This window comes from Sporosarcina sp. resist (assembly GCF_014302295.1).
In the GTDB taxonomy this organism is placed as follows: domain Bacteria; phylum Bacillota; class Bacilli; order Bacillales_A; family Planococcaceae; genus Sporosarcina; species Sporosarcina psychrophila.
This window is the reverse complement of sequence record NZ_CP060287.1, coordinates 3,485,123-3,508,817: the sequence shown is the minus strand read 5'-3', so window position 1 is coordinate 3,508,817 and position 23,695 is coordinate 3,485,123. Positions and strand designations below refer to the sequence as shown.

The window sequence follows — 23,695 nt, the reverse complement described above, 5'->3', positions numbered from 1 at the left end:
TGGTGAAAAAGGCTAAACAAACAGAACAAATAACTAAAGTAGAACAAGAGGGGAAAAGCGGCACCTTCCAAAAACTTTTACTTTGGGTACTTATTCCACTGTTATTCACAACGGCACTCGTTCTAATCATTGCGAAATTTGCAGATGTCAATGTATTCGACAAGGCGAAAGAGTTGTCTGGTAAATTACCATTCATCACAGAAAAGAAAGAAGAAGATCCCGTTATGGGTGATCTCGTCCTTGAAGAACGAGTCGTGACGATGCAGGCGGAAATTCAAGAGAAAGAAGCCCAACTATTCAAGGTTCAGCAGGATCTCGATAAATCAGCTACTGAAAATGAAAAATTGCTCATTGAACAAGAGAAACTCCTTGATGAAATTGCGGTGCTGGTGCGTGATAAAGATGACTCCAAACGGAACTTTAATGAAATCGTAACGACGTTTGAGCAAATGTCAGCAAAGTCTTCTGCGCCTGTTATTACGAAAATGAGCGATGCAGAAGCAATAAGAATTTTGACGAACTTGAAATCAGCTACACTTGCTTCTATTCTGGAAAAAATGTCGCCAGAAGATGCGGCGAAATATACGACGATGATGACCAAGTAATTGGGACTTTATACAGCTAGTTTTGAAGGGAGGTGAATAAGTGAACATCGCATCATTACAAGCAATGGCTGGAATGAACGTGCAAACTTCGTCGAATAATGTGCAGTTAGGTCAGCCAGCAACAAATTCATTTGGTTCGGTTTTCAGCAGTATCGCTGGAAATGCCTCATTAACTGTCGCTCCTATACAGGAACTGACTGTCGGCGGGATAACCGATGAATCAATAATGGCAATTTTTAATGCAACTTCTATTGAAGAGCTCGGTACTGCTATTAAAGACCTAACAGATGGCGAGAGTAAATTAGACTCGATTTCTAATCTAGGTAATCTGGAAGAGCTTGCAAGATTACTTGATCTTGAACCGAAACGACTAATTGAAAGCTTGCTTCAACTATTAGAACAAGCAGGTCTTGACCAAGAGGAACTGTCAGCAGTAGCCAATACGAATGACTTTTGGACTGTATTGAACGCCATTGATAAAGTGGCTCCACAGTTTTTTGCTCAATTGACAGATGCGCTTGAAGGGAAAGGCGAAATACCGAAACAACAGGCAATCGAATTATTGACGTTGCTTAAAACAGCAGAACTTACCGCGCCGAAAACCGATTTGCTTTTGAAGCAGGAACAGCAAGTTTTTACACTACAAGGCTATCTTGCAACGACGGATGAACGTTTCGAAAATGTCCTTAATTCTAGCAGTTCTGCGAAGAATGGCATGGTACAATTGATGGAGTCGAAAAATGTCATACGATTTGTCGTTCCAGCAGATTCCGGGCGAACAATGACGGATGATGGAACTACGGAAAAAGGTTCAGAATCATCGCCTGCAACAGTGAGTTCAAAAGATGCATTGCAACAAGTTGTCAGTAGTGCTTTTGGTACTGTGGTAACAGCTAAAGGTGAACTTACACTTACTGAAGTGGAAAATCGTACGAACGCACGAAATGAAGCATTGATCAAAGAAATGCAAACTATTTTCAGACGTTCGAATTTCGGTCAAGCGGACGGAACGAACCGCCTGCTAATCAAACTATACCCAGAACATCTGGGGCAAGTTCGCATTGAATTGCTACAGGTAAATGGCATCATGACAGCACGGATTCTTGCATCCACTGCACTCGGTAAAGAGATGTTAGAAAGTCAGTTACATCAGCTTAGAAGCGCATTCCTTCAACAAAATCTGCAAGTAGAACGAATCGACGTTTCTCAAACATTGCAAGATACAACCAAAAACGATCGAGACCAAGCGTTTAATCAGCACTTCAGAAAAGAAGGACAAGAAACAGAAGAGCAACATGAACAAAACGATGAAGAAGAAATGACGTTCCAGGAGTATATGATTGATTTGGGGGTATAACGAATGGCAATTGAAGGACAAAAAGCGATTTCAGGAACGGATTATTTAGTCAATAAAAAGCGGGATGAGCGTAAAACTGGCGATGGAGTTATGGGTAAAGATGATTTCATGAAGTTACTCATCGCCCAATTACAAAACCAGGACCCGACAAATCCGATGAAAGATAACGAATTTATCGCACAAATGGCTCAGTTCTCGGCACTTGAACAGACGATGAACTTATCGAAGTCATTTGATAAATTCGCCGAAGCACAAAATCAGTCGCAATTGATTCAATACAACAGTTTTGCAGGTAAAGAAGTTCGTTGGCATAAACTGAAGATAGATGATAACGGCAATGCGGTTGTAGATGTGGATGGAAAACCCGTTGTAGATGAAGGAACCAATCGTATCGTGTCAGTGAAATATGATAATGGCTCTGTAACATTCATTATGGATGACGGGAAAGAATTGACTCCAGGCAATATTTCGGAAGTGATGTCTGGTTCGGGCGGAACAAATAGTCTTGTTGAAGCAAGTATGCTTATCGGCAAGTTCGTTGGTTACATGGACGGCGAAGAAGAGAAACAAGGTAAAGTAGTATCTGTTGCGAATAAAGATGGAAAACTTCAATATATTTTAGAAGACGGAACTCGGATTGAAGGCAAGAAATTCACCTCAATAAGCGAAAAAGAAGAAACGACGGAATGATGATATGGATAAATTAAATTTACATCGAATTCCATCGCAATCACTTATACACCAAGGACAACCAGTCAAACCGACGCAAAGCCCGAAACAATCATTTCTTGAACATTTAAATATAGCAATACAGCCTGTTGAACTTAAAATAAGCAAACACGCATCGGAACGTTTAGCAGAACGAAACATCCATATATCGGATGCTGAATGGGCGCATGTCACTGAAAAGGTGAACGAGGCAAAGTTAAAGGGTATCAAAGAATCGCTCGTTTTGATGGACCAAGCAGCACTCATCGTTAGTGCAAAGAATTCAACTGTTATTACAGCAATGGATCGCCTAGAAGCAAAAGATCAATTATTTACAAATATCGACGGCACAATTGTGCTTAGTTAAACTCGGCAGGACCTTTATGGATGCCAACAGCCGCTGACTGATAGATGCGGTTACATTTTTAAAATCGAAAGGGGAAAATATTTATGTTACGCTCAATGTATTCAGGTATCTCAGGTCTACGAAACTTCCAAACAAAACTAGACGTTATTGGTAACAATATCGCAAACGTTAACACATACGGCTTCAAAAAAGGTCGTACAATCTTTAAAGATTTGATATCACAAACAGTGGCGGGTGCATCAGGTCCTGGAGATAGTCGTGGTGGGGTCAACCCGAAACAAGTAGGACTGGGCTCACAAATTGCTGCAATTGATACGCTTCATACGGGTGGGTCTACGCAATTTACAGGGAATACATTGGATCTTGCGGTTGCTGGAGATGGATTTTTCCAAGCGATGAATGGTAATGAAATATTGTACACAAGAGCAGGTAATTTTTATATGGACAGTACCGGCGACTTAGTCGATGGAGAGGGAAGATATATTCAGGGAGTGCAGGGGAAACCAGGCGGTACTTCTACTCCACCCGATGGAGAAATGGGAATCCCTTCCACTGGTCAAACCGTTGGAAAAATCCAAATTCCTAAAACAGCATCTTCAATGTCTGTAGGGCAAGATGGGACTGTTTATTTTGTTGATACAACGACATCAGGTAAAACGAAAGTATCAACGGCTGAACAAGCTTTTGTAACTGGTAATTCTGAGGCTCTCTTAAAAACTGCAAAAGATAATTTGAAAGCAGCTCAAGAAGCGAACCCGGTTGTCCCAGGTAATGTAACTAATGCGGAAGCTGCCCTTGTAACAGCACAAGGTAATTATGATACTGCAAAAGCTGTTTACGATAAGGTGGTAGGGGAAAATAAAGCTGTACTTCAAGTCGCTGGTAAACTTCAAATCGCAAAATTCTCGAACCCAGGTGGACTCGATAAGGTAGGCGGTAACTATTTCCGAGTGTCAGCAAACTCCGGAGATTCAACAGTTGGCTTTGGTCTAGATCAAGGGTTTGGTAAATTAGAATCTGGTTTCCTAGAAATGTCCAACGTCGACCTTGCTGAAGAATTCACTGAAATGATTGTCGCACAACGTGGTTTCCAAGCAAATACACGTATCATAACGACATCAGATGAAATCTTACAAGAACTTGTAAACTTGAAACGATAAGTAATTCACAACTTATTTAACCTAACATAGCTTCACTAGAAAAGGAGGGTCGGGCCGGCTCTGTGCCCGGCCCCTTACATATGATACGAGTTACGCGTCTAAACAAAACCGAGTTTACATTGAACGCATTGTACATTGAGAAAGTCGAGTCATTTCCTGACACGACGATTACCCTTACGACAGGAACGAAATATGTTGTCTTTGATACGGCTGACGAGGTAAACAGCCGTATCATCGAATTTTATAAGGCGGTCCAGTTATTATCCAATCCGCATATACGAGGTGAAGAAGATGAAGAATAAAGTATTGACGGTATCCCTTATTATACTAGTTTGCATCACGCTTATCGGCGTAGTTGGACTCATTCTTGTTATGCAACTGAACAAAGACGATGAAGCAAAAGAGCCAACAATTGATGAAATTGTTGAATCTTCCGTGGACATTGAAGAAATCACAACAAATCTTGGCAACCGACAATTTATCAAAATCACGTTGAAAATCCAAACAGATAATAAGTTAGCAGGAGAAGAACTGGCGAAAAGGGATTTCCAAGTGAAAAATATTGTTATCCAGGAACTTTCCGAGATGACGGCGCAAGACCTTGAGGGGAAAGCCGGAAAACAGGCTTTCGAGGATGCCTTGATAGCACATCTTAACCCTCTTATGCAAAATGGGGAAATCCAAAAGATCTACATCGTTTCGTATATTATTCAATAACTAGTTAAGTTGAACAAATGAACACCTATTTGAACCCAGCGAATTCAATGGGACACTGTATTTTAACCAATATAGGCAATTAGTTTCACTAGAGTCAGATACCGGGAGGTGACCATATGGCCGGGGATATATTATCCCAAAGTGAAATCGATGCATTATTGTCTGCGATTTCAACAGGGGAAATGTCTGCAGAAGACATGAAAAAAGAAGATGAGACCCGGAAAGTAAAAGTGTATGATTTTAAACGTGCCCTTCGATTTTCCAAAGATCAGATACGCAGTTTGACCAGGATCCACGAAAACTTTGCAAGACTATTAACGACATATTTTTCAGCACAGTTGCGAACGTATGTCCAAATCAGTGTAGCTTCGGTCGATCAAATTCCTTTTGAGGAATTTATACGTTCTATTCCGAATATGACCTTAATTAATATATTTGAAGTTCCACCGTTAGACGGCAATATCCTAATGGAAGTGAACCCGAACATTGCTTATACGATGCTCGATCGCATGATGGGAGGAGTCGGAGAAAGTCCAGGTAAAGTTGATAATTTGACTGAAATTGAATTGAAAATCATGACAAGTTTATTCGAACGTTCTTTTGATAATTTACGCGAAGCATGGTCGGGGATCATTGATATTGATCCATTCCTAACGGAGATTGAAGTCAATCCGCAGTTCCTTCAAATGATATCACCGAATGAGACGGTCGTAGTTATCTCGTTCAATATTATCATCGGAGAATCAAGTGGAATGATCAATATCTGTATTCCGCACGTCGTTCTTGAACCAATCGTTCCCAACTTATCGGTACGTTATTGGATGCAGACTAACAAGAAAGAACCCACGGCAGAGCAAAGTATGGTTATTGAAAAACGTTTAAAACAAGCTCCTTTGTCTGTTATCGCCGAACTTGGCAATGCAGAAATGACGATTGAGGATTTCCTCTATCTTCAAATGGGAGATGTCGTAAAGCTAAATTGTAAGATTGACGATCCACTCGTCATAAAAATCGGTGACATACCGAAATTCACAGCACAGCCGGGGCATTTGAAAAACCAGATGGCTGTACAGATAATTGATACAAAGATCGGAGGGGATGAAGATGATGAGTGATAATATCCTTTCACAGGAAGAAATTGAAGCATTATTACGTGGGGAACCTTTGTCGAGCGATGAGCCCGGGGATTCTAGCTCAAAAGAAATAGTAACATCAGATTATTTGGATGATATGGAAAAAGATGCACTTGGTGAAATTGGTAATATCTCTTTCGGAAGTTCAGCAACAGCATTATCTGCATTGCTCGGACAAAAAGTCGACATAACGACACCCACTATTTCGGTTGTCGATAAGGATGCCTTGGAAGAAGAATTCATCCATCCATACGTTGCCATTAAGGTCGACTATACAGTAGGACTTAGCGGTATGAACTTACTCGTTATTAAACAAAGTGATGCGGCAATCATTGCGGATCTTATGTTGGGCGGGGATGGTTTAAATCCGAATATGGATCTTGGTGAAATTCATTTAAGTGCTGTTCAAGAAGCGATGAATCAAATGATGGGTTCCGCTGCTACTTCGATGTCGACCTTGTTCAATAAGAAAGTCGATATTTCACCGCCAACTATCGACCTGATGGATGTTCTTGAAAACAAAGGGCGGGATCTTATTCCTGAAGATGATTTATTGATAAAAGTATCGTTTTCGCTTAAAGTAGGCGATCTTATCGATTCAAACATTATGCAATTACTTCCACTAGGATTTGGGAAGAAATTAGTTGCCTCTCTCATGGGTGGCGATGCAGAGGAGGAAACTGCGGCAGTTGCCGAGATGGCTCGACCAACAGAACAGCAACCCTCTCCAGTCCAACAACCAGCACAGCAACAACAAGTGCAACAGCAGTCGTACGAACAAAATGGTTTTGGACAAGGGATGCAGCAACCTGCTTATGACACACAATACGGACAGCCAGTACCACAACAGCAGATGCAAATGCGTCCGCAACAACCGCAGGTACAAGTTCAGCAAGCACAGTTTGCTAACTTTGAAAGTCCGTCTTTAAACAAGTCAGAGTCCAACAATTTGAATATGCTCCTTGATATACCTTTGCAAGTAACGGTTGAACTTGGCAGAACAAAGCGTTCGGTGAAGGAAATTTTGGAAATGTCGAGTGGTTCCATTATTGAATTGGACAAACTTGCGGGAGAACCGGTTGATATTTTAGTAAACAATCGCCATATCGCAAAAGGAGAAGTTGTCGTTATCGACGAAAACTTCGGAGTACGAATCACAGATATTTTAAGCCAAGTAGAACGTTTAAACAATTTAAGATAATTTAACGGGGGTAATGACAATGAGTAGACGTATTTTAATAGTAGACGATGCAGCTTTCATGCGAATGATGATAAAAGATATTTTGACAAAGAACAATTTTGAAGTAGTTGGCGAGGCAGCAGATGGTGTACAAGCTATTGAAAAATATTTTGATTTAAAACCTGATCTTGTCACAATGGATATTACAATGCCAGAAATGGATGGTATTGCAGCTTTAAAAGCGATTAAAGAAAAAGACCCTGCAGCGAAGATCATCATGTGTTCAGCAATGGGGCAGCAGGCAATGGTAATCGATGCGATTCAAGCTGGTGCAAAAGACTTTATCGTCAAACCATTCCAGGCAGATCGTGTTGTTGAAGCAATCGAAAAAGCATTAGGATAATCGGGGGATGAAATCAACGAATGTACAAAAGTACTTGTCAGCTTTCATACTGATTATCTTCCTAGTAACCCAATTGCCGTACGCATCCGTTCATGCAGACACCGACGTTGATCCGAACAAATCGGTGTCCGATTTGTTTAACAAGGACTCGGAAAAGGATGCCGACACTGATGAGGACAAATTAACACCGCCCGCTGATGACCTTACTACGGACAATGCGGACGTCGGTTCTTCTGCAGGGGACTACATAAAAACGTTATTCGCTTTAGTGTTCGTCCTTGGATTATTATTTGGTCTATTGAAGTTCGTTAATCGGAAAAATAAGCTCTACGATAAAAATCGACTTATGAAAAACATGGGTGGTATTTCGCTCGGACAGCATAAATCGATTCAACTGGTCGTCATAGGAGAATCCTATTACCTTATTGGGGTTGGAGACGATATCCGATTGTTAAAAGAAATTACGGATCCTGATGAAATTGACAAACTAGTAGAATTCTACGCGGGTGATAATAATACGGAGATAGTATCCGGGATGCTCAATCGGATTCTTGCTAAAGTAACGGGTAAATCGAAAAGTGACTCGAATATGAAAACGGAAGAGTCATCCGATTTCAGTACTGTTTTTCAAACAAGGCTTGAGGAGATGAAAGAAGAGAGAAAACCGCATATCAGCCGGTTGACAGAAAAGGAGCGCAACCGCGATGAATGATATTGCTCAGTTTTTTTCAGACAGTGATCCGTCAAATGTATCGACATCTATCAAAATGATGTTACTTCTGACTGTCTTGTCCTTAGCGCCAGCTATTCTAATTTTAATGACTTCTTTTGCAAGGATTGTCATCGTTCTGTCATTCGTTAGAACGGCACTGGCAACGCAACAAATGCCTCCAAACCAGGTAATTGTTGGACTAGCACTGTTTCTGACGTTTTTCATCATGGCCCCAACGTTTCAGCAAGTGAATGATCAGGCTCTTACTCCGCTATTTGCGGACGAGATTTCGCTTGAAGAAGCCTATGAAAAGGGAAGTATCCCACTCAAAGAATTTATGAGTAAGCATACTCGACAGAAGGATTTGGAGTTATTCCTTCGCTACAATAAAGCGGATCGACCTGAATCACTAGAAGACATCTCACTGACGATGTTAGTTCCCGCATTTGCTTTGAGTGAAATTAAAACCGCCTTCCAAATGGGTTTTATGATCTTCATACCATTTTTAGTTATCGATATGATTGTAGCGAGTATTCTTATGTCGATGGGGATGATGATGTTACCGCCAGTCATGATCTCGTTACCGTTTAAAATATTACTGTTCGTCCTTGTTGATGGATGGTATCTCATTATCAAATCATTGTTGCAAAGTTTTTAGGAGGGGTTTTGAATGACACAGGAATTAGTCATAGAGATAGCAGAGCGTGCAATCTGGGTCATTCTTTTGACTTCGGGCCCACTCCTTATCCTTGCACTTGTGACAGGGCTTTCCGTGAGTATTTTCCAGGCAACCACGCAGATTCAGGAACAGACACTAGCATTCGTGCCTAAAATTGTTTCTGTGTTAGTTGGGATTGTCATTTTCGGTCCATGGATGCTAGCAAGGGTAACAACGTTTGCAGCTGATATCTTTGAGAACCTTGGACGGTATATCGGGTGATTAAATGGAAGAATTAGTCCCTTCATTAGCTGCATACTTACTTATTTTGACTCGTGTCACTGCTTTTTTTGTTACATTGCCACTATTTTCTTATCGCGCAATACCGACGACTCAGCGCATCATTTTTGGTGCCTTACTTGCCTGGTCGATGGTCTATACAGTCGACATGCCTGTGCTGGAGATTAATGGGGCGTATCTTTTATTAGTCGTGAAAGAGGCAATGACAGGATTATTCATTGGAATCATCGCGTTCATCGTCATGTCTGCCATTCAAATTGCCGGAGGTTTTATCGATTTTCAAATGGGGTTTGCGATTGCGAACGTTATTGATCCGCAAACTGGAGCGCAATCTCCACTTCTTGGTCAATTTTTCAACTCGTTGGCCATCCTCTTATTACTGGCGTTAAACGGCCATCATATGCTCTTGGATGGAATTTATTATAGCTACCAATTCATCCCAGCAGACCAACTATGGCCGGCTTTTGGTCAAGAGGGACTAGCCGATTTTGTCATTCGGACTTTTGCAACCTCATTTGCAATCGCCTTCCAAATGTCAATTCCAATCGTTGCGACATTATTCCTCGTCGATTTAGCACTTGGGATCACTGCAAGAGCAGTGCCACAATTAAATATTTTCGTTGTAGGGTTCCCAATCAAGATTGGGGTTAGTTTTATCGTTCTGTTTATTATGATGGGTGTTATGGTCCAAATGATGAAGAAATTATTTGAAGTAATGATTATTAGTATGAGGGACTTGATGTTAATTCTTGGAGGTGGCTAGTATGATATTGCGGCTTGATCTGCAATTCTTCGCAGGGGAAAAGACTGAAAAAGCCACTCCGAAAAAACGTCAAGATTCTCGAAAAAAAGGTCAGGTTTTAAAAAGTCAGGACGTTACAAGTGCAATCCTGCTACTTTCCGTGTTCCTATTCCTGTCTTTTGCTGCAGGATTTATGAGGGATCGCTTTTTCGTGTTTTTCCATCAAGCATTCACTGAATATATACCTATATCCAATCTAGATGAGGACCAGGCAATGCTCATTTATGGAGATGTCTTAGTTCAAATGGCATTTCTTCTATTGCCTGTCATGCTTGTAGCGGTTGTTGCAGGAGTGGCTGGGAATCTATTTCAATTCGGTTTGCTTCTTACTGCTGAACCATTGAAAATGGATTTGAAGAAAATAGATCCAATCAAAGGGCTTAAGCGGATTTTTTCGATCCGTGCCATTGTAGAATTAATGAAGTCTGTACTGAAAATTTCATTTATCGGAACAACTACAACACTTATCCTCATGTCGAATATTGATAAAGTACTAGGACTGGCATTTAAAAGCCCCTGGGATATATTAACGACGGTCGGGCAACTTGCCGCATTGATGGGAATAACGGCAGCATTTGTCTTGTTATTCATTTCAATTCTAGACTTTATGTATCAAAAATATGACTATGAAAAAAATCTTCGGATGTCCAAACAGGATATTAAGGATGAATATAAAAACTCCGAAGGGGATCCGCTTATAAAATCCAAAATTAAGCAGCGCCAACGTGAAATGGCTATGCGACGCATGATGCAGGAAGTGCCCAATGCAGATGTCGTAATCACGAACCCGACCCACTATGCGATTGCACTGAAGTATAAGGACGGGGATATGGATGCGCCCATCGTTGTCGCAAAAGGTGTCGATTTTGTTGCTCAAAAGATTAAATTGATTGCCGCTGAAAACAACATTGTCATGGTAGAAAACCGGCCACTCGCCAGAGCACTCTATGACGATGTTGAAATTGGAGGAAGGATTCCTGAAGAGTTCTTCAAAGCAATAGCTGAAATACTTGCGTATGTATACAGAATTCAACGTAAAATTTGATTAAATATAAGAGAGTAGGGATGACATGCAATTCAGAGATATAGGAGTACTCGCGGCGGTAATCATGATCGTTGCGATGCTTGTCATCCCGCTTCCACCATGGCTTTTAAGTTTCTTGATAATTATAAATATTACACTTGGACTTTTAGTTCTTTTAACAGCCATGAACATGCAGGAAGCGTTACAGTTTTCAATTTTTCCTACCTTATTACTTTTGCTTACACTTTTCCGTTTGGGCCTTAACGTTTCAACGACTCGGGCAATCTTGTCAAACGGAGATGCGGGTGGAGTTGTTGAAACGTTCGGTACTTTTGTTACGGGAGGAAATATCGTCGTCGGTCTCGTTATCTTCGTCATCCTTGTCATTATTCAGTTTATCGTCATTACAAAAGGTGCGGAAAGGGTTTCTGAAGTTGCTGCCCGTTTTACGCTCGATGCAATGCCAGGGAAACAGATGAGTATCGATGCTGACTTGAACGCCGGTATGATTTCTGAAACAGAAGCACGAACGAGACGTGAAAAAGTAAGTAATGAAGCCGACTTTTATGGAGCAATGGATGGGGCAACAAAGTTCGTTAAAGGAGATGCAATTGCCGGTATTATTATCGTTATTATCAACTTGCTTGTTGGTATGATAATTGGGGTAGCTCAAATGGGTCTGCCATTCGCAGAAGCTGCTATTCTCTTCTCACAATTGACGGTCGGTGATGGTATCGTTTCGCAAATACCAGCCCTTCTTATCTCAACTGCAACAGGTATAGTTGTTACTCGTGCCGCGTCTAAAGGGAATCTTGGTTCTGATATAACAAACCAGCTTCTTGGACAACCTAAACTTCTTTACGTCGCAGCTGTAACAGTGCTATTACTAGGTCTTGCTACACCAATTAATGACATATTTACACTTCCAATCGCGATTACACTTGCAGTAGCCGCCTATATAATGTCTAACAAGGTCGAAGAAGATCCTAAGGAATTATTGGAGATGGAAGAAGATCTTGAAACGGAAGGTCTAAAAAGTCCAGAAAATATTGTCAATCTGTTAAATGTAGATCCAATCGAATTCGAGTTTGGCTATGGGCTTATTCCGCTCGTTGACGCGACGCAGGGGGGGGATTTACTCGACCGTGTCGTTATGATTCGTAGACAGCTGGCAATTGAGCTGGGTCTCGTTATCCCGGTTGTTCGTATTAGGGATAACATCCAGTTACAACCAAATGAGTATAGGATCAAGATTAAGGGAAGTGAATTAGCAAGAGGGGAATTACTTCTTGATCATTACCTAGCAATGAGTCCGGGCGGGGACGATTCGATTGAAGGGATTGATACAATCGAGCCATCATTCGGTCTTCCAGCTAAATGGATAACGGAAGACGTCAAAGAAGATGCAGAGATTCTCGGATATACGGTTGTTGACCCGCCGAGTGTTGTTTCTACGCATCTGACAGAAGTGATTCGTGCGAATGCTGCAGATTTGATTGGCCGTCAAGAAACAAAACAACTGGTCGATCATGTGCGTGAAACATTCCCGATTCTTGTCGACGAGCTCACGCCTACACCGTTATCGATTGGTGAAATTCAAAAAGTACTTGCGAAGTTGCTGAACGAGCATGTTTCGGTACGGAACTTGCCAATCATCTTTGAAACACTTGCGGATTATTCGAAATATACATCAGATGTCGACGTTTTAACAGAGTATGCTAGACAGGCCCTTGCAAGGCAAATTACAAATCAGTATGCATCTGCTGGTCAATCGCTTAAAGTGTTAACCGTCTCTGGCAAAGTTGAGAAAATGATTGCGGATAGTATCCAACAAACGGAACAAGGCAATTATTTATCCCTTGACCCGCAACATTCCCAGGAAATTCTCGAGTCGATTGCAGGGGAAGTAGAACGTGTCGCATTGATGGACCAATCACCGGTTGTCCTATGTACGCCTGCAATCCGTATGTATTTGAGACAAATAACGGAACGATACTTCCCTCAAATTCCAGTATTATCTTACAATGAACTTGAGGCTTCAATTGAAGTCCAAAGTGTTGGGGTGGTGGATATCTGATGAAAATGAAAAAATATACAGCGGAAACAATGGTAGAAGCCATGAAAAAAGTTCGTATGGACTTTGGTGATGATGCGCTCATCCTTAGTTCAACTGTTGTTAAATCAAAAGGGTTCCTAGGTTTATATAAAAAGAAATCTGTAGAAGTTGTTGCGGGTTTTGATGAGCCGGTTTCGAAAATAGAAGAAACAGCTTCTTCTATTATTTCTTCACGCCCGGTACAAGAAGACGATACATCAATAGAACTAAAAAAAGAAATGAACGAAATGAAAAAAATGTTGAAAGATATGCAACAAGCTGCTACTCATTCTCGTTTCCCTGATGACGTGAAACCGCTACTTGCACATCTTGAAAAACAGGGTCTGTCCGTAAATTTCATCACTGAGTTAGGGGAGAATCTTTACGGCAGGATGAGAGCGGAGAAAAAAGATTTCACAAATGAAGAGCAACTTCTTATTGTGAAACAATTTCTTGAACGAGAAATCGGAGATTTACCGTTTGGGGGCATTTCTTTCAATAAAAAATTCATAAATGTTCTTGGACCAACAGGAGTTGGAAAGACCACAACTATTGCCAAAATTGCTGCACGGGCGCTTCTTGAAAAAAAGAAGAAAATCGGTTTTATCACAACTGATACGTATCGAATAGCAGCTATTGAACAACTTCGTACATATGCGAACTTGTTGCAAGCTCCTGTGGAAATTGCATATAACAGCAAGGATTTCGAACAAGCAATCGAGAGACTGGCTGACCGTGATTTGATATTTATTGATACGGCAGGTCGAAATTATAAAGAAGCTAAGTTTGTAGAAGATTTGACGCGTCTAATCGATTTTTCACTAGATATGGAATCATATCTAGTTCTCTCAATGACGTCTAAAGAAGAAGACATGCGGGTAATCATTGAACAGTTCAAATCATTTTCAGTTGAAAAGTTCATATTCACAAAAATGGATGAGACCGGATCAATTGGTCCAATGTTTAATCTGATGAAGGACTATGGTATCGGAACTGCGTATTACACGGATGGTCAGGAAGTTCCAGAAGATATTACTGAGGCAGATAGCATGAAACTGATTTCCTTGTTAGTAAAGGATGCTTATGATGCGTGATCAGGCGGAAACACTTAGGCTCAAGATGCTGAAGTCCCAAGGTAAACTGTCAAAATCGATTGCCATTGTCAGTGGTAAAGGCGGTGTTGGGAAATCGAATTTCTCAACAAATTTCGCCCACGCCCTATTAGCTAAAGGTAAGAAAGTAATTATCATTGATATGGACATTGGAATGGGCAACATCCACATTCTTCTTGGTATGGCCCCGCGGAATAGTTTGACAGACTATTTACTTAATAAAAAAGAAATTGATGAAGTGGTAAATGAAGCACCTGGAGGTTTGTCGTTCATTTCTGGGGGTTCTGGGCTGGATATGGTGATGGAATGGTCGGCAGCTATGTTCGATAGACTAATCAAAGCGTTCGAATATTTACAACAAGGATATGATTTCATCTTGTTTGATATGGGAGCGGGGGCAACGCAACGTTCAATCGAATTGATTGTTGCTGTCGATGAAATTATTGTCATTTCGACAACTGAACCAACATCCATCACTGACGCCTACTCCATGATGAAATTCATTTGCCTGCAAGACCCGGAAAAGGTATTCAGTATTGTCAGTAACCGTGTTTCAAAGGGTGATGATGGCAATGATGCTGTAACGAGACTTCAATATGCTATGCGTAAGTTCCTAGGGAAAGAGACTAAGATTCTTGGCTTCCTGCCTGAAGATCCAGTAGTTCACAAGGCAGTGCTTGCACAGGAGCCATTTATACTACTATATCCAAAGGCACCTATATCCAAAAGAATGATGGCAATTGCTGAGACGTTTGTCAGTCCGAGTTCTGAAGAAGAGTTCAATCAAGGAGAAGGGTTCCTAAGCAAAATGAGGAGTATATTCGCGAAAGGGCGTGGATGATTTGAATACAGGCAATCGTAAGAAAGTGTTGGTTGTGGATGATTCGGCATTTATGCGTAAGCTCATATCCGATTTCCTATCGGGCCATCCCGAAATTGAAGTAGTTGGTACTGCACGTAATGGTAAAGAGGCTGTCGAAAAGGTGAAAAGTTTGAAACCAGACGTTGTGACCTTGGATGTAGAAATGCCAATTATGGATGGTCTCGAAGCGTTAAAAGAAATTATGTCGAGCCATCCAGTGCCGATTGTCATGTTGTCAAGCACAACGAAAACTGGAGCAGAAAATACGATGCTCGCTATGGAATATGGTGCAGTTGACTTCGTCGCGAAGCCGGGTGGGGCAATATCCTTGAATCTCCACGAGGTAAAGGAGGAGATTCTAGGGAAAGTTATTGCCGCTTCAGGGGTACAGCTGTCTACGTTGACAAGAAAGATTACGGGCCGACGTTTTACGCAGCCAATTATTTCAAAATCAACCACTAAATCGGTTGATAAAGCCGTTGAAATACCTACCTTTATTCCTAATCGGAGTCAGTTAACGAATGTGTCTCAAAATAAGATTCCCAAAACAGGTAAAACATTTGTTATAATAGGCACATCGACAGGGGGACCTAGGGCACTGCAGGAAGTGCTGACGGGTATACCCGCATTAATCGGTGTTCCAATTCTGGTTGTTCAACATATGCCTCCAGGTTTTACAAAATCCCTTGCAGATAGACTGGACGGTCTTTGTGATATTCATGTAAAAGAAGCAGAAGATGGCGAGTTGTTTGAAAATGGTACTGCCTATATTGCACCGGGCGGCAAACATCTTAAAATGATGAAAAAGGGCATGTACTACTATGTCCGTCTAGACGCTGTGGATCCCCCACGTGCGGGACATCGCCCATCCGTTGATGTTCTGCTGGAGTCAGCTGCCGAGAATACGGAGTTGAACTTTTTGACTGTTATCATGACAGGCATGGGGTATGACGGGAAAAATGGTATGGAAGTGCTACGGAAAAATGGAAAAACAATTACTATTGCAGAATCGGCAAAGACATCAGTCGTATATGGCATGCCAAAAGCAATAAAAGAAGCTGGTTTTGCCGATGAGATCGTTGACTTACACGATATTTCAGAATCGATTATTGGCATTATAAAGTCTTGAAGGAGGCGTCACGATGGATACAAATCAATACTTGGAAATGTTTATAGATGAGAGCAAGGAGCATCTACAAGCGTGCAACGAACATCTGTTGGAACTCGAGAAAAACCCGCTAGATCTTGCCATTGTAAATGAAGTATTCCGGTCCGCTCATACGTTGAAAGGGATGTCGGCAACAATGGGGTATGAAGACATCGCCGATCTTACACATATGATGGAAAATGTATTGGATGCAATCCGTAATTCGAAAATTCGTGTTACAGCTGAAATTTTGGATGTCGTTTTTCAAGCTGTCGATTACCTTGAAGAGATGGTGATGGATATCGCCTCAGGTGGAACAGGTAAAAAAGATGTAACCAAACTTGTAGAGTCATTGAACAGGATTGAAGTTGGTGGGGCGGTGGTAGCTGAAACTGCAGCAGCTGTTGTACTAGAAGATAAAGTAAGCCATGAAGATTCACTTCGTTATGATGGGTACGAAATGACTGTCCTTAGTCAATCATTTGAGCAAGGCTTTAGCGCATTTGAAATTAATGTGAAACTACGAGACGATTGTTTATTGAAAGCAGCAAGGGTGTATATGGTATTTGAAATACTGGAAAAATCCGGCGAAATCATTAAAACTGAGCCGAAAGTAGAACGGCTTGAAAATGAAGACTTTAACGAAACGTTTACAGTGGCGCTTATTACAAAAGAAGATGCGGATGTCTTGAAAGCCAAAGTATTGAAAGTGTCCGAAATTGAAAGCGTGTCTGTCATACCTGTTACAACTGATTACTTGAAACGTGATAACGATGACGCGTCTGCTAAAGAGACAGAATCGATTACGCCTACTATTATCGATGCAGATGCTAAAAACGGTTCAACTGAGCAAAAAGGAAAACGGAACTCAGGTGTACAATCCGGTAATAAAACAATTCGTGTGAATATTGATAGACTGGATGTTCTCATGAATCTGTTTGAAGAGCTGATTATTGATCGGGGGAGACTTCAATCAATCGCAAGTGAAATCCATAACCCAGAATTGAATGAAACGGTCGAGCGGATTACGCGTGTATCTGGTGATTTGCAAAGCATCATCTTGAACATGCGCATGATACCAGTTGAGACAGTATTCAATCGTTTCCCTAAAATGGTTAGGCAGTTGGCACGTGATCTTAACAAGAAAGTTGAACTCGAAATCATTGGAGCTGAAACTGAACTTGATCGAACAGTTATTGACGAAATCGGGGATCCTCTTGTTCACTTGATTCGTAATGCACTGGATCACGGTATCGAAAGTCCAGCTGAGCGTGTTGCCAAAGGGAAGCCAGAAGAAGGTACTGTAACTTTACGTGCCTATCATTCGGGTAATCATGTATTTATAGAGCTTGAAGACGATGGAGCCGGTGTTAATCGTGAACGTGTCCTTGCAAAAGCAATTAAAAGTGGCATTGTTACAAAAGAAACAGCTGCAACACTGACGGACCGTCAAGTAGCTGAACTCATTCTGGCATCTGGCTTCTCGACAGCTGAAAAAATTTCGGATGTATCTGGGCGTGGCGTAGGGTTAGATGTCGTGAAAAATACCATCGAATCACTCGGCGGGTTTATGTCAATCGAATCAAAAGAAGGACAAGGTTCCTTATTCCAAGTCCAACTTCCATTAACGCTATCGATCATTTCTGTTATGCTAGTAGAATTGAAAAAAGAAGTGTTTGCGATACCGTTGTCATCAATCATTGAGACGGCTATCATTCAGACTTCTGAAATTATGAATGCACATAACCAACAAGTTATCGATTTCCGTGGCAATATCATACCACTATTAAATTTGACGGAAATTTTCGAAATACCAGAACAAAATAGTGAATCGGATGGCTATCAGTCTGTAGTCATTGTCCGTAAAGGCGAAAGATTAGCGGGACTGGTTGTCGATTCATTCATCGGGCAACAGGAAATTGTGTTGAAGTCGCTTGGTAATTATTTGCAAAGTGTATTCGCGATATCCGGTGCAACGATTCTTGGAAATGGACAAGTTGCACTCATTGTCGATTGCAACGCATTGATTAAATAAGCGGGGGTGAAAAATATGACTGACAAACTCAATCAAAAAGAAATGAAAGTAATTGTTTTTCAATTGTTGGATATGGAATATGCCATCGGTGTTGATATCGTTCAGTCAATCGAAAAAGTGCTTTCGATTACTCGGGTTCCCAAAACGCCAGCCTATGTTAAGGGAGTTATTAACCTTAGAGGGATCGTTACGCCAATTGTCGACTTGCGTGAGCGGTTTGGCCTCACTTCAAAAGAGATGGATGACAGTACAAGAATAATTATTGTCACACTAGACGAATATGATGTAGGGCTGATTGTAGATGCTGCGAATGATGTACTCGACATTCCAGTAAATGCAATCGAGCCACAACCGGAAGTCGTCGGTTCCATCGAATCAGACTTCATCTCTGGTGTCGCTAAAGTGGATAAACATCTTCTTGTTATGCTAAATCTAGATAAAGTTCTCGAGCCCGTGAAGCGGGTGATATCAGATGAACTCTGACAACGCGATTACGGACATGCATCTTGATGTATTAAAAGAAGTGGGGAATATTGGAGCTGCGCATGCGGCGACTTCATTGTCACAACTGCTTAATCGTAAAATCGATATGCATGTTCCAAATGTCAAACTAGTATCATTCGATGAGATGTTTGACCTTGCTGGTGGTGCCGAAAAAATAGTTGCTGGAATCTTCCTTCGAATTGAGGGGGATTTGTCCGGCAGTATGTTTTTCGTTCTTCCTGTGGAATCAGCAAATCACTTCATTAGAAGATTGATTGGGGACGAGACATTCGATTTTTCCTCTCCTAATCTACCTGAAATAGGAGTATCTGCGATGCAGGAACTAGGCAATATTCTTTCGGGTTCTTACTTGTCCGCTCTGTCCGATTTTACAGGCTTGAAAATTTATCCTACAGTACCTTCGTTAAGTGTCGACATGGTTGGTGCAATCGTCAGTTTCGGACTGATTGAAGTATCTCATTATAGCGATGAAGTCATCGTTATTGACACGCAGATTCGTGAGGAAAGTGAGGAAGGAATTTCAAGTGTAGACGGTCACTTTTTCCTGCTTCCGGACCCTTCATCTTACGTTACAATTTTCCGTTCACTAGGTGTAATGTGAGATGGTGATTTTGAGTGAGGTAATTCGGGTAGGAATTGCGGATATGAATATCGTCAAAGAGCCGATGACAATTAGAACTTCAGGTCTGGGTTCATGTGTCGGAATTGTGCTCTACGATGAGCGTAAAAAGATTGCGGGAATGGTACATATCATGCTTCCGGATTCCAGTCTTGGTAAATCGGATCGCATTAATGTCGCTAAGTTTGCGGATACCGGTATTTACGCGTTGATGGAATTGCTCAAGGCGGAAGGTGTCAGACCGATGGCTTTGAAGGCGAAAATTGCGGGTGGTTCACAAATGTTTCAATTCGGTTCAAGCGACACGATTCGCATTGGTCCGCGAAATGTTGAAGCCGTTAAACAAGAATTGAAACGATTGTCTATCCCAATTATTGCTGAAGACACAGGTGGCTCGAGCGGCCGTACAATTGAATTTAATCCTACAGAATCTATACTGAACATCCGTACAGTAAACTTAGGGACAAAAGAAATCTGAAAAAAGAGCGGATGAATTCGTTCACTGGACAATTAAGTACGGCGGCTGGTCAGTTCAGTCGCCTTTTTTCGTGTTTCTTTGCTATAATATTAGTAACTATGACGGAATCACCATTGAAAGTGAGGGATTCGATGTCGAAACAGGATTTGATGGAGGAAGCCGTATGTTGGGACCTGTGGATTCGTAATCGTGATCCCGAAGCAGGAGACATACTTGTCCGTAAGTACACGCCGCTTGTCAGCTATCATGTGCAACGAATTAGCTCTGGACTGCCACGTAACGTTTCGCGTGATGACATAATGAGTCTAGGACTTCACGGTCTATTTGACGCCTTAACGAAATTCGATCCAAGTAGGGATTTGAAATTTGATACGTATGCATCTTTTCGTATCCGTGGAACCATTATCGATGGCTTGCGGAAAGAAGATTGGTTACCGCGTTCTTCTAGGGAGAAATCCAAAAAACAAGAAGAAGAAATTATGAAGCTTGAGCAGAAGTTGCAACGTCATGCTACACCAGAAGAAATTGCTGAGCACATGGGAATAAGTGTAGATCAGGTATATCAGACTGTCCATGAACATTATTTTTCAAACGTCCTTTCTATTGATGAGAAAGTCAATGACGATGACGATGAAGGACAAAAGTCGTTTATCATAAAGGATGAAGGTACAAAGACTCCTGAGCAGAAGACTATGATGACTGAATTGATTGGTGACTTGATTACTAAAATCAATGAACTAAATAAAAATGAACAGCTTGTATTGAGCTTTTTTTATACAGAAGAAATGACTCTTACAGAAATCGGTGAGATTTTAGGTTTATCTACGTCGCGTATTTCTCAAATTCACTCGAAAGCGCTATTCAAACTTCGCAAATTATTAGCAACTGAAATTGTTGATGGAGGGATCTTATGAGTTTGAAGGGGATTGAACTGCAAATTGCGATACCCAAGACCTTCGATGCGGGAAAAATCGCAGAACAAAAGCACCAACAAACCCAATTAAACTTAGATCATGCCAATTCACTTATGGAACGGCAAGCGTTAAAAGGCAAAGAAACTGTCTTGGAATCGGAAGAGGCAGCGAAGGCGGCGGCAGACGGACATCGACAGGAACATAATCAAGGAGAGTTGCAAAACGGAGACCACCAACAAAATGAAGAGGAAAAGAAGACGATACACCCCTATAAAGGTGCGTTTGTTGACTTTACAGGCTAATGACGATGATAACGATTTTTTTAGTGTTTCTATTCATCATACAAATAATAAGTTTTTACTTCCTAGCTTTGCTTTACACTAAAGTTACGAAGTTTGATGATCTCGAAAAAAAACAGCGCAAGCTTATGACTGAAATGGATAATTCGATTGTCGCATACTTGTCGGAGTTGAAAGACGAGAATGAGCGCTTAATTGAACAGCTTACAGTCCATGCTCAACAACCTGACTTCAAAAAAACAACTGTAAGTGCTTCACAAGAACCTGCGGCTTCTGAAGAAGTTCGGCCCGTAATACGTGCCAGCATACCTAAAATGCCAGTTAATCTTGCTCTCAAGTCTTATAAGTCAGCAGGACAGGCCACTGAGGAGTCTAAGGCGCCAGTTGAAGCCGAGGATGCAAGAACACAGGTAATTAGACTGTACGACGCGGGGCAGTCCATAGAAGAAATTGCTAAGCAACTAGGCAAAGGGCGTACAGAGATAGAGTTAATCTTGAAATTCAGATAAAGTATATATGTTAAACAAATGAATACCTATATAAACTAAACGAAGGTGCCTTACAAGGGCAGTCGACGTGAATTTAATAGGATTCTTCAATATAAACTATGAAGGTTGCAATAAAGATAATCATATGGTATATTATCGAATGGTAATACTACACACGTGGACGGACGTCAGGAATGGTGCCGAGAGGTCGTTTTGGCGGATGAGGTGCACGGAGGGAATTAAACCAAAACAGGAGGAATACAAAATGTCAGTTATCTCAATGAAACAACTGCTTGAAGCCGGAGTACACTTCGGTCACCAAACACGCCGCTGGAACCCGAAAATGAAGAAATTCATCTTCGTGGAACGTAACGGAATCTACATCATCGATCTACAAAAAACGGTGAAAAAACTTGAAGAAGCTTACGCATTCATGCGTCAAGTTGGTGCTGATGGCGGTAAAGTTCTATTCGTCGGTACTAAAAAACAAGCACAAGATGCAATTAAAGAAGAAGCTGAACGCGCTGGAATGTATTATATTAACCAACGCTGGCTTGGTGGAACACTTACAAACTTTGGCACAATCCAAAAACGTGTTGCACGTATGAAACAAATCGAGAAAATGGAAGAAGACGGTACATTTGACGTACTTCCTAAAAAAGAAGTTGGACAACTTAAGAAACAACACGAACGTCTTGTGAAATTCCTTGGCGGAATCCGTGATATGAAAGCAATTCCGGATGTTATGTTCGTTGTTGACCCACGCAAAGAACGCATCGCGGTTGCTGAAGCAATCAAATTGAACATTCCACTAGTTGGAATCGTTGACACGAACTGTGATCCAGACGAAATTGACTACATCATTCCTGCGAATGATGATGCAATTCGCGCAGTACGTCTATTGACTAGCAAAATGGCTGATGCTTTGCTTGAATCAAGACAAGGCGAAGACGAAGAAGCGACTCAAGAAGAAACTGTAGCTGCAGAGTAAATCCAGTAAATGAAAAGACGATAAGCGGCTTATACCCTTATCGTCTTTTTTCGGAATTGATGGCATAAATAGGAGGAATGGAAAAAAATGAAAATTACAGCGCAAATGGTTAAGGAATTACGGGAAAAAACAGGTACAGGTATGATGGACTGTAAAAAAGCGTTAACAGAAACAAACGGTGACATGGAAGCGGCAATTGATTTCCTACGTGAAAAAGGTCTTTCTAGTTCTGCTAAGAAAGCGGATCGTATTGCTGCAGACGGTACAACGTATATTCATGTTGACGGTAACGAAGCAATTATTCTTGAAGTGAACGCAGAAACTGATTTCGTAGCTAAAAATGAAGGTTTCCAAACACTTGTAAACGATCTTGCTGTACACCTTCTTGCTACAAAGCCTGCTACAGTCGAAGAGGCAGTTGCATCTACATTGCCAAACGGATTGTCAGTAGCGGATCATATTTCAAACACTGTTGCTAAAATTGGTGAGAAAATTACACTTCGTCGTTATGAAATTCGTACGAAAACAGATAACGATGCTTTCGGACCATATTTGCACATGGGTGGACGAATCAGTGTCCTTACTATTGTTGAAGGTTCAACAGATTCAGATGCAGCAAAAGACGTTGCAATGCACATTGCAGCATTGAATCCGAAATACGTTTCACGTGACCAAGTTTCTGCTGAAGAAGTTGAGCACGAACGTAAAATCCTTACAGAACAAGCGCTTAACGAAGGTAAACCAGAAAACATCGTTGCGAAAATGGTTGAAGGCCGTATCGGTAAATACTTCGAAGATATTTGTGTACTTGATCAGGCATTTGTTAAAAATTCCGATCAAAAAGTTGGCGATTTCGTGAAATCAACTGGCGGTACATTGAAAGAATTTATCCGTTATGCAGTTGGTGAAGGTATTGAAAAACCTGAAGATAACTTCGCAGATGAAGTTATGAGCCAAGTTAAAGGTAACTGAGCCGTTATAGACTAACAAATGGGGAACACATGCGTGTGTTCCCCATTTTTCAA

At 41.2% G+C, this 23,695-nt stretch carries 28 protein-coding genes; all 28 read left to right on the top strand.

Annotated features, from left to right (window positions below; all coding sequences use genetic code 11):
- Positions 1-2 precede the first annotated feature (2 nt).
- Complete coding sequence (locus tag H7992_RS17180) at positions 3-605, top strand: MotE family protein (protein WP_187045401.1); 603 nt, start codon at positions 3-5, stop codon at positions 603-605.
- A 40-nt stretch (positions 606-645) separates the two neighbouring features.
- Complete coding sequence (locus tag H7992_RS17175) at positions 646-1,962, top strand: flagellar hook-length control protein FliK (protein ID WP_187045400.1); 1,317 nt, start codon at positions 646-648, stop codon at positions 1,960-1,962.
- Positions 1,963-1,965: 3 nt separating this feature from the next.
- Positions 1,966-2,652, top strand: coding sequence for a flagellar hook assembly protein FlgD (gene flgD / locus H7992_RS17170; protein ID WP_187045399.1), 687 nt, complete (start codon positions 1,966-1,968; stop codon positions 2,650-2,652).
- Between the two features lie 4 nt (positions 2,653-2,656).
- Positions 2,657-3,037, top strand: coding sequence for a TIGR02530 family flagellar biosynthesis protein (locus H7992_RS17165; RefSeq protein WP_187045398.1), 381 nt, complete (start codon positions 2,657-2,659; stop codon positions 3,035-3,037).
- 83 nt (positions 3,038-3,120) lie between these two features.
- The gene (locus H7992_RS17160) at positions 3,121-4,197 is read left to right on the top strand and encodes a flagellar hook-basal body complex protein (protein WP_187045397.1); all 1,077 of its coding nucleotides are present in this window, start codon (positions 3,121-3,123) and stop codon (positions 4,195-4,197) included.
- 80 nt (positions 4,198-4,277) lie between these two features.
- The gene (locus tag H7992_RS17155; protein ID WP_187045396.1) at positions 4,278-4,499 is read left to right on the top strand and encodes a flagellar FlbD family protein; all 222 of its coding nucleotides are present in this window, start codon (positions 4,278-4,280) and stop codon (positions 4,497-4,499) included.
- The gene (fliL, locus tag H7992_RS17150) at positions 4,489-4,914 is read left to right on the top strand and encodes a flagellar basal body-associated protein FliL (RefSeq protein ID WP_187045395.1); all 426 of its coding nucleotides are present in this window, start codon (positions 4,489-4,491) and stop codon (positions 4,912-4,914) included. The genes H7992_RS17155 and fliL overlap by 11 nt, the downstream gene beginning before the upstream one ends.
- Positions 4,915-5,030: 116 nt before the next feature.
- Positions 5,031-6,029 carry a flagellar motor switch protein FliM gene (gene fliM, locus H7992_RS17145; protein ID WP_187045394.1) on the top strand — a complete coding sequence of 333 codons (999 nt, stop codon included), beginning with the start codon at positions 5,031-5,033 and terminating at the stop codon, positions 6,027-6,029.
- Complete coding sequence (gene fliY / locus H7992_RS17140) at positions 6,022-7,248, top strand: flagellar motor switch phosphatase FliY (protein WP_187047939.1); 1,227 nt, start codon at positions 6,022-6,024, stop codon at positions 7,246-7,248. Before fliM ends, fliY begins: the two co-directional genes overlap by 8 nt.
- Positions 7,249-7,267: 19 nt before the next feature.
- On the top strand, positions 7,268-7,630 hold the full coding sequence (locus tag H7992_RS17135) for a response regulator (RefSeq protein ID WP_067211221.1): 363 nt from the start codon (positions 7,268-7,270) through the stop codon (positions 7,628-7,630).
- A gap of 7 nt (positions 7,631-7,637) precedes the next feature.
- Entirely contained in the window at positions 7,638-8,342 is a 705-nt protein-coding gene (locus H7992_RS17130; RefSeq protein WP_187045393.1) for a flagellar biosynthetic protein FliO, read from the top strand.
- Entirely contained in the window at positions 8,335-9,000 is a 666-nt protein-coding gene (gene fliP, locus H7992_RS17125) for a flagellar type III secretion system pore protein FliP (RefSeq protein WP_067211217.1), read from the top strand. The genes H7992_RS17130 and fliP overlap by 8 nt, the downstream gene beginning before the upstream one ends.
- A 12-nt stretch (positions 9,001-9,012) precedes the next feature.
- Positions 9,013-9,282 (top strand): flagellar biosynthesis protein FliQ, encoded by a 270-nt coding sequence (fliQ, locus tag H7992_RS17120; protein WP_187045392.1) that lies wholly within the window; start codon positions 9,013-9,015, stop codon positions 9,280-9,282.
- Between the two features lie 4 nt (positions 9,283-9,286).
- Entirely contained in the window at positions 9,287-10,063 is a 777-nt protein-coding gene (gene fliR, locus H7992_RS17115; protein WP_187045391.1) for a flagellar biosynthetic protein FliR, read from the top strand.
- A gap of 1 nt (position 10,064) precedes the next feature.
- Positions 10,065-11,147, top strand: coding sequence for a flagellar biosynthesis protein FlhB (gene flhB, locus H7992_RS17110; RefSeq protein WP_187045390.1), 1,083 nt, complete (start codon positions 10,065-10,067; stop codon positions 11,145-11,147).
- Between the two features lie 25 nt (positions 11,148-11,172).
- Positions 11,173-13,203, top strand: a complete 2,031-nt coding sequence (gene flhA / locus H7992_RS17105) for a flagellar biosynthesis protein FlhA (RefSeq protein ID WP_187045389.1) — start codon at positions 11,173-11,175, stop codon at positions 13,201-13,203.
- Positions 13,203-14,315: a flagellar biosynthesis GTPase FlhF gene (gene flhF, locus H7992_RS17100; protein WP_187045388.1), complete on the top strand. Its 1,113-nt coding sequence runs from the start codon at positions 13,203-13,205 to the stop codon at positions 14,313-14,315. The genes flhA and flhF overlap by 1 nt, the downstream gene beginning before the upstream one ends.
- On the top strand, positions 14,305-15,174 hold the full coding sequence (locus H7992_RS17095; protein ID WP_255428468.1) for a MinD/ParA family protein: 870 nt from the start codon (positions 14,305-14,307) through the stop codon (positions 15,172-15,174). Before flhF ends, H7992_RS17095 begins: the two co-directional genes overlap by 11 nt.
- 52 nt (positions 15,175-15,226) lie before the next feature.
- Entirely contained in the window at positions 15,227-16,324 is a 1,098-nt protein-coding gene (locus tag H7992_RS17090; protein WP_255428704.1) for a protein-glutamate methylesterase/protein-glutamine glutaminase, read from the top strand.
- Between the two features lie 13 nt (positions 16,325-16,337).
- Positions 16,338-18,377 carry a chemotaxis protein CheA gene (locus H7992_RS17085; RefSeq protein WP_187045386.1) on the top strand — a complete coding sequence of 680 codons (2,040 nt, stop codon included), beginning with the start codon at positions 16,338-16,340 and terminating at the stop codon, positions 18,375-18,377.
- 15 nt (positions 18,378-18,392) lie between these two features.
- Entirely contained in the window at positions 18,393-18,860 is a 468-nt protein-coding gene (locus H7992_RS17080) for a chemotaxis protein CheW (RefSeq protein ID WP_187045385.1), read from the top strand.
- On the top strand, positions 18,850-19,482 hold the full coding sequence (locus H7992_RS17075; RefSeq protein ID WP_187045384.1) for a chemotaxis protein CheC: 633 nt from the start codon (positions 18,850-18,852) through the stop codon (positions 19,480-19,482). The genes H7992_RS17080 and H7992_RS17075 overlap by 11 nt, the downstream gene beginning before the upstream one ends.
- A gap of 1 nt (position 19,483) precedes the next feature.
- Positions 19,484-19,978, top strand: coding sequence for a chemotaxis protein CheD (locus H7992_RS17070; protein WP_187045383.1), 495 nt, complete (start codon positions 19,484-19,486; stop codon positions 19,976-19,978).
- A 131-nt stretch (positions 19,979-20,109) separates the two neighbouring features.
- Positions 20,110-20,892, top strand: a complete 783-nt coding sequence (locus H7992_RS17065) for a FliA/WhiG family RNA polymerase sigma factor (protein ID WP_187045382.1) — start codon at positions 20,110-20,112, stop codon at positions 20,890-20,892.
- Complete coding sequence (locus H7992_RS17060) at positions 20,889-21,194, top strand: RNA polymerase subunit sigma (protein ID WP_187045381.1); 306 nt, start codon at positions 20,889-20,891, stop codon at positions 21,192-21,194. Before H7992_RS17065 ends, H7992_RS17060 begins: the two co-directional genes overlap by 4 nt.
- 5 nt (positions 21,195-21,199) lie before the next feature.
- Entirely contained in the window at positions 21,200-21,700 is a 501-nt protein-coding gene (locus tag H7992_RS17055; protein ID WP_187045380.1) for a DUF6115 domain-containing protein, read from the top strand.
- Between the two features lie 244 nt (positions 21,701-21,944).
- A complete protein-coding gene (gene rpsB / locus H7992_RS17050) occupies positions 21,945-22,670 on the top strand; it encodes a 30S ribosomal protein S2 (RefSeq protein ID WP_067211184.1) in 726 nt (241 codons plus the stop codon).
- An 87-nt stretch (positions 22,671-22,757) separates the two neighbouring features.
- Positions 22,758-23,642 (top strand): translation elongation factor Ts, encoded by an 885-nt coding sequence (gene tsf, locus H7992_RS17045; RefSeq protein ID WP_067211181.1) that lies wholly within the window; start codon positions 22,758-22,760, stop codon positions 23,640-23,642.
- The last annotated feature ends 53 nt before the right edge of the window (positions 23,643-23,695 follow it).

Excerpts from the sequence above, each read along its gene's own strand:
- flgD (WP_187045399.1), top strand. The coding sequence starts at position 1,966 with ATGGCAATTGAAGGACAAAAAGCGATTTCAGGAACGGATTATTTAGTC.
- H7992_RS17165 (WP_187045398.1), top strand. The coding sequence starts at position 2,657 with ATGGATAAATTAAATTTACATCGAATTCCATCGCAATCACTTATACAC.
- H7992_RS17160 (WP_187045397.1), top strand. The coding sequence starts at position 3,121 with ATGTTACGCTCAATGTATTCAGGTATCTCAGGTCTACGAAACTTCCAA.
- H7992_RS17155 (WP_187045396.1), top strand. The coding sequence starts at position 4,278 with ATGATACGAGTTACGCGTCTAAACAAAACCGAGTTTACATTGAACGCA.
- fliL (WP_187045395.1), top strand. The coding sequence starts at position 4,489 with ATGAAGAATAAAGTATTGACGGTATCCCTTATTATACTAGTTTGCATC.
- fliM (WP_187045394.1), top strand. The coding sequence starts at position 5,031 with ATGGCCGGGGATATATTATCCCAAAGTGAAATCGATGCATTATTGTCT.
- fliY (WP_187047939.1), top strand. The coding sequence starts at position 6,022 with ATGAGTGATAATATCCTTTCACAGGAAGAAATTGAAGCATTATTACGT.
- H7992_RS17135 (WP_067211221.1), top strand. The coding sequence starts at position 7,268 with ATGAGTAGACGTATTTTAATAGTAGACGATGCAGCTTTCATGCGAATG.
- H7992_RS17130 (WP_187045393.1), top strand. The coding sequence starts at position 7,638 with ATGAAATCAACGAATGTACAAAAGTACTTGTCAGCTTTCATACTGATT.
- fliP (WP_067211217.1), top strand. The coding sequence starts at position 8,335 with ATGAATGATATTGCTCAGTTTTTTTCAGACAGTGATCCGTCAAATGTA.
- fliQ (WP_187045392.1), top strand. The coding sequence starts at position 9,013 with ATGACACAGGAATTAGTCATAGAGATAGCAGAGCGTGCAATCTGGGTC.
- fliR (WP_187045391.1), top strand. The coding sequence starts at position 9,287 with ATGGAAGAATTAGTCCCTTCATTAGCTGCATACTTACTTATTTTGACT.
- flhB (WP_187045390.1), top strand. The coding sequence starts at position 10,065 with ATGATATTGCGGCTTGATCTGCAATTCTTCGCAGGGGAAAAGACTGAA.
- flhA (WP_187045389.1), top strand. The coding sequence starts at position 11,173 with ATGCAATTCAGAGATATAGGAGTACTCGCGGCGGTAATCATGATCGTT.
- flhF (WP_187045388.1), top strand. The coding sequence starts at position 13,203 with ATGAAAATGAAAAAATATACAGCGGAAACAATGGTAGAAGCCATGAAA.
- H7992_RS17095 (WP_255428468.1), top strand. The coding sequence starts at position 14,305 with ATGATGCGTGATCAGGCGGAAACACTTAGGCTCAAGATGCTGAAGTCC.
- H7992_RS17090 (WP_255428704.1), top strand. The coding sequence starts at position 15,227 with ATGCGTAAGCTCATATCCGATTTCCTATCGGGCCATCCCGAAATTGAA.
- H7992_RS17085 (WP_187045386.1), top strand. The coding sequence starts at position 16,338 with ATGGATACAAATCAATACTTGGAAATGTTTATAGATGAGAGCAAGGAG.
- H7992_RS17080 (WP_187045385.1), top strand. The coding sequence starts at position 18,393 with ATGACTGACAAACTCAATCAAAAAGAAATGAAAGTAATTGTTTTTCAA.
- H7992_RS17075 (WP_187045384.1), top strand. The coding sequence starts at position 18,850 with ATGAACTCTGACAACGCGATTACGGACATGCATCTTGATGTATTAAAA.
- H7992_RS17070 (WP_187045383.1), top strand. The coding sequence starts at position 19,484 with ATGGTGATTTTGAGTGAGGTAATTCGGGTAGGAATTGCGGATATGAAT.
- H7992_RS17065 (WP_187045382.1), top strand. The coding sequence starts at position 20,110 with ATGTCGAAACAGGATTTGATGGAGGAAGCCGTATGTTGGGACCTGTGG.
- H7992_RS17060 (WP_187045381.1), top strand. The coding sequence starts at position 20,889 with ATGAGTTTGAAGGGGATTGAACTGCAAATTGCGATACCCAAGACCTTC.
- H7992_RS17055 (WP_187045380.1), top strand. The coding sequence starts at position 21,200 with ATGATAACGATTTTTTTAGTGTTTCTATTCATCATACAAATAATAAGT.
- rpsB (WP_067211184.1), top strand. The coding sequence starts at position 21,945 with ATGTCAGTTATCTCAATGAAACAACTGCTTGAAGCCGGAGTACACTTC.
- tsf (WP_067211181.1), top strand. The coding sequence starts at position 22,758 with ATGAAAATTACAGCGCAAATGGTTAAGGAATTACGGGAAAAAACAGGT.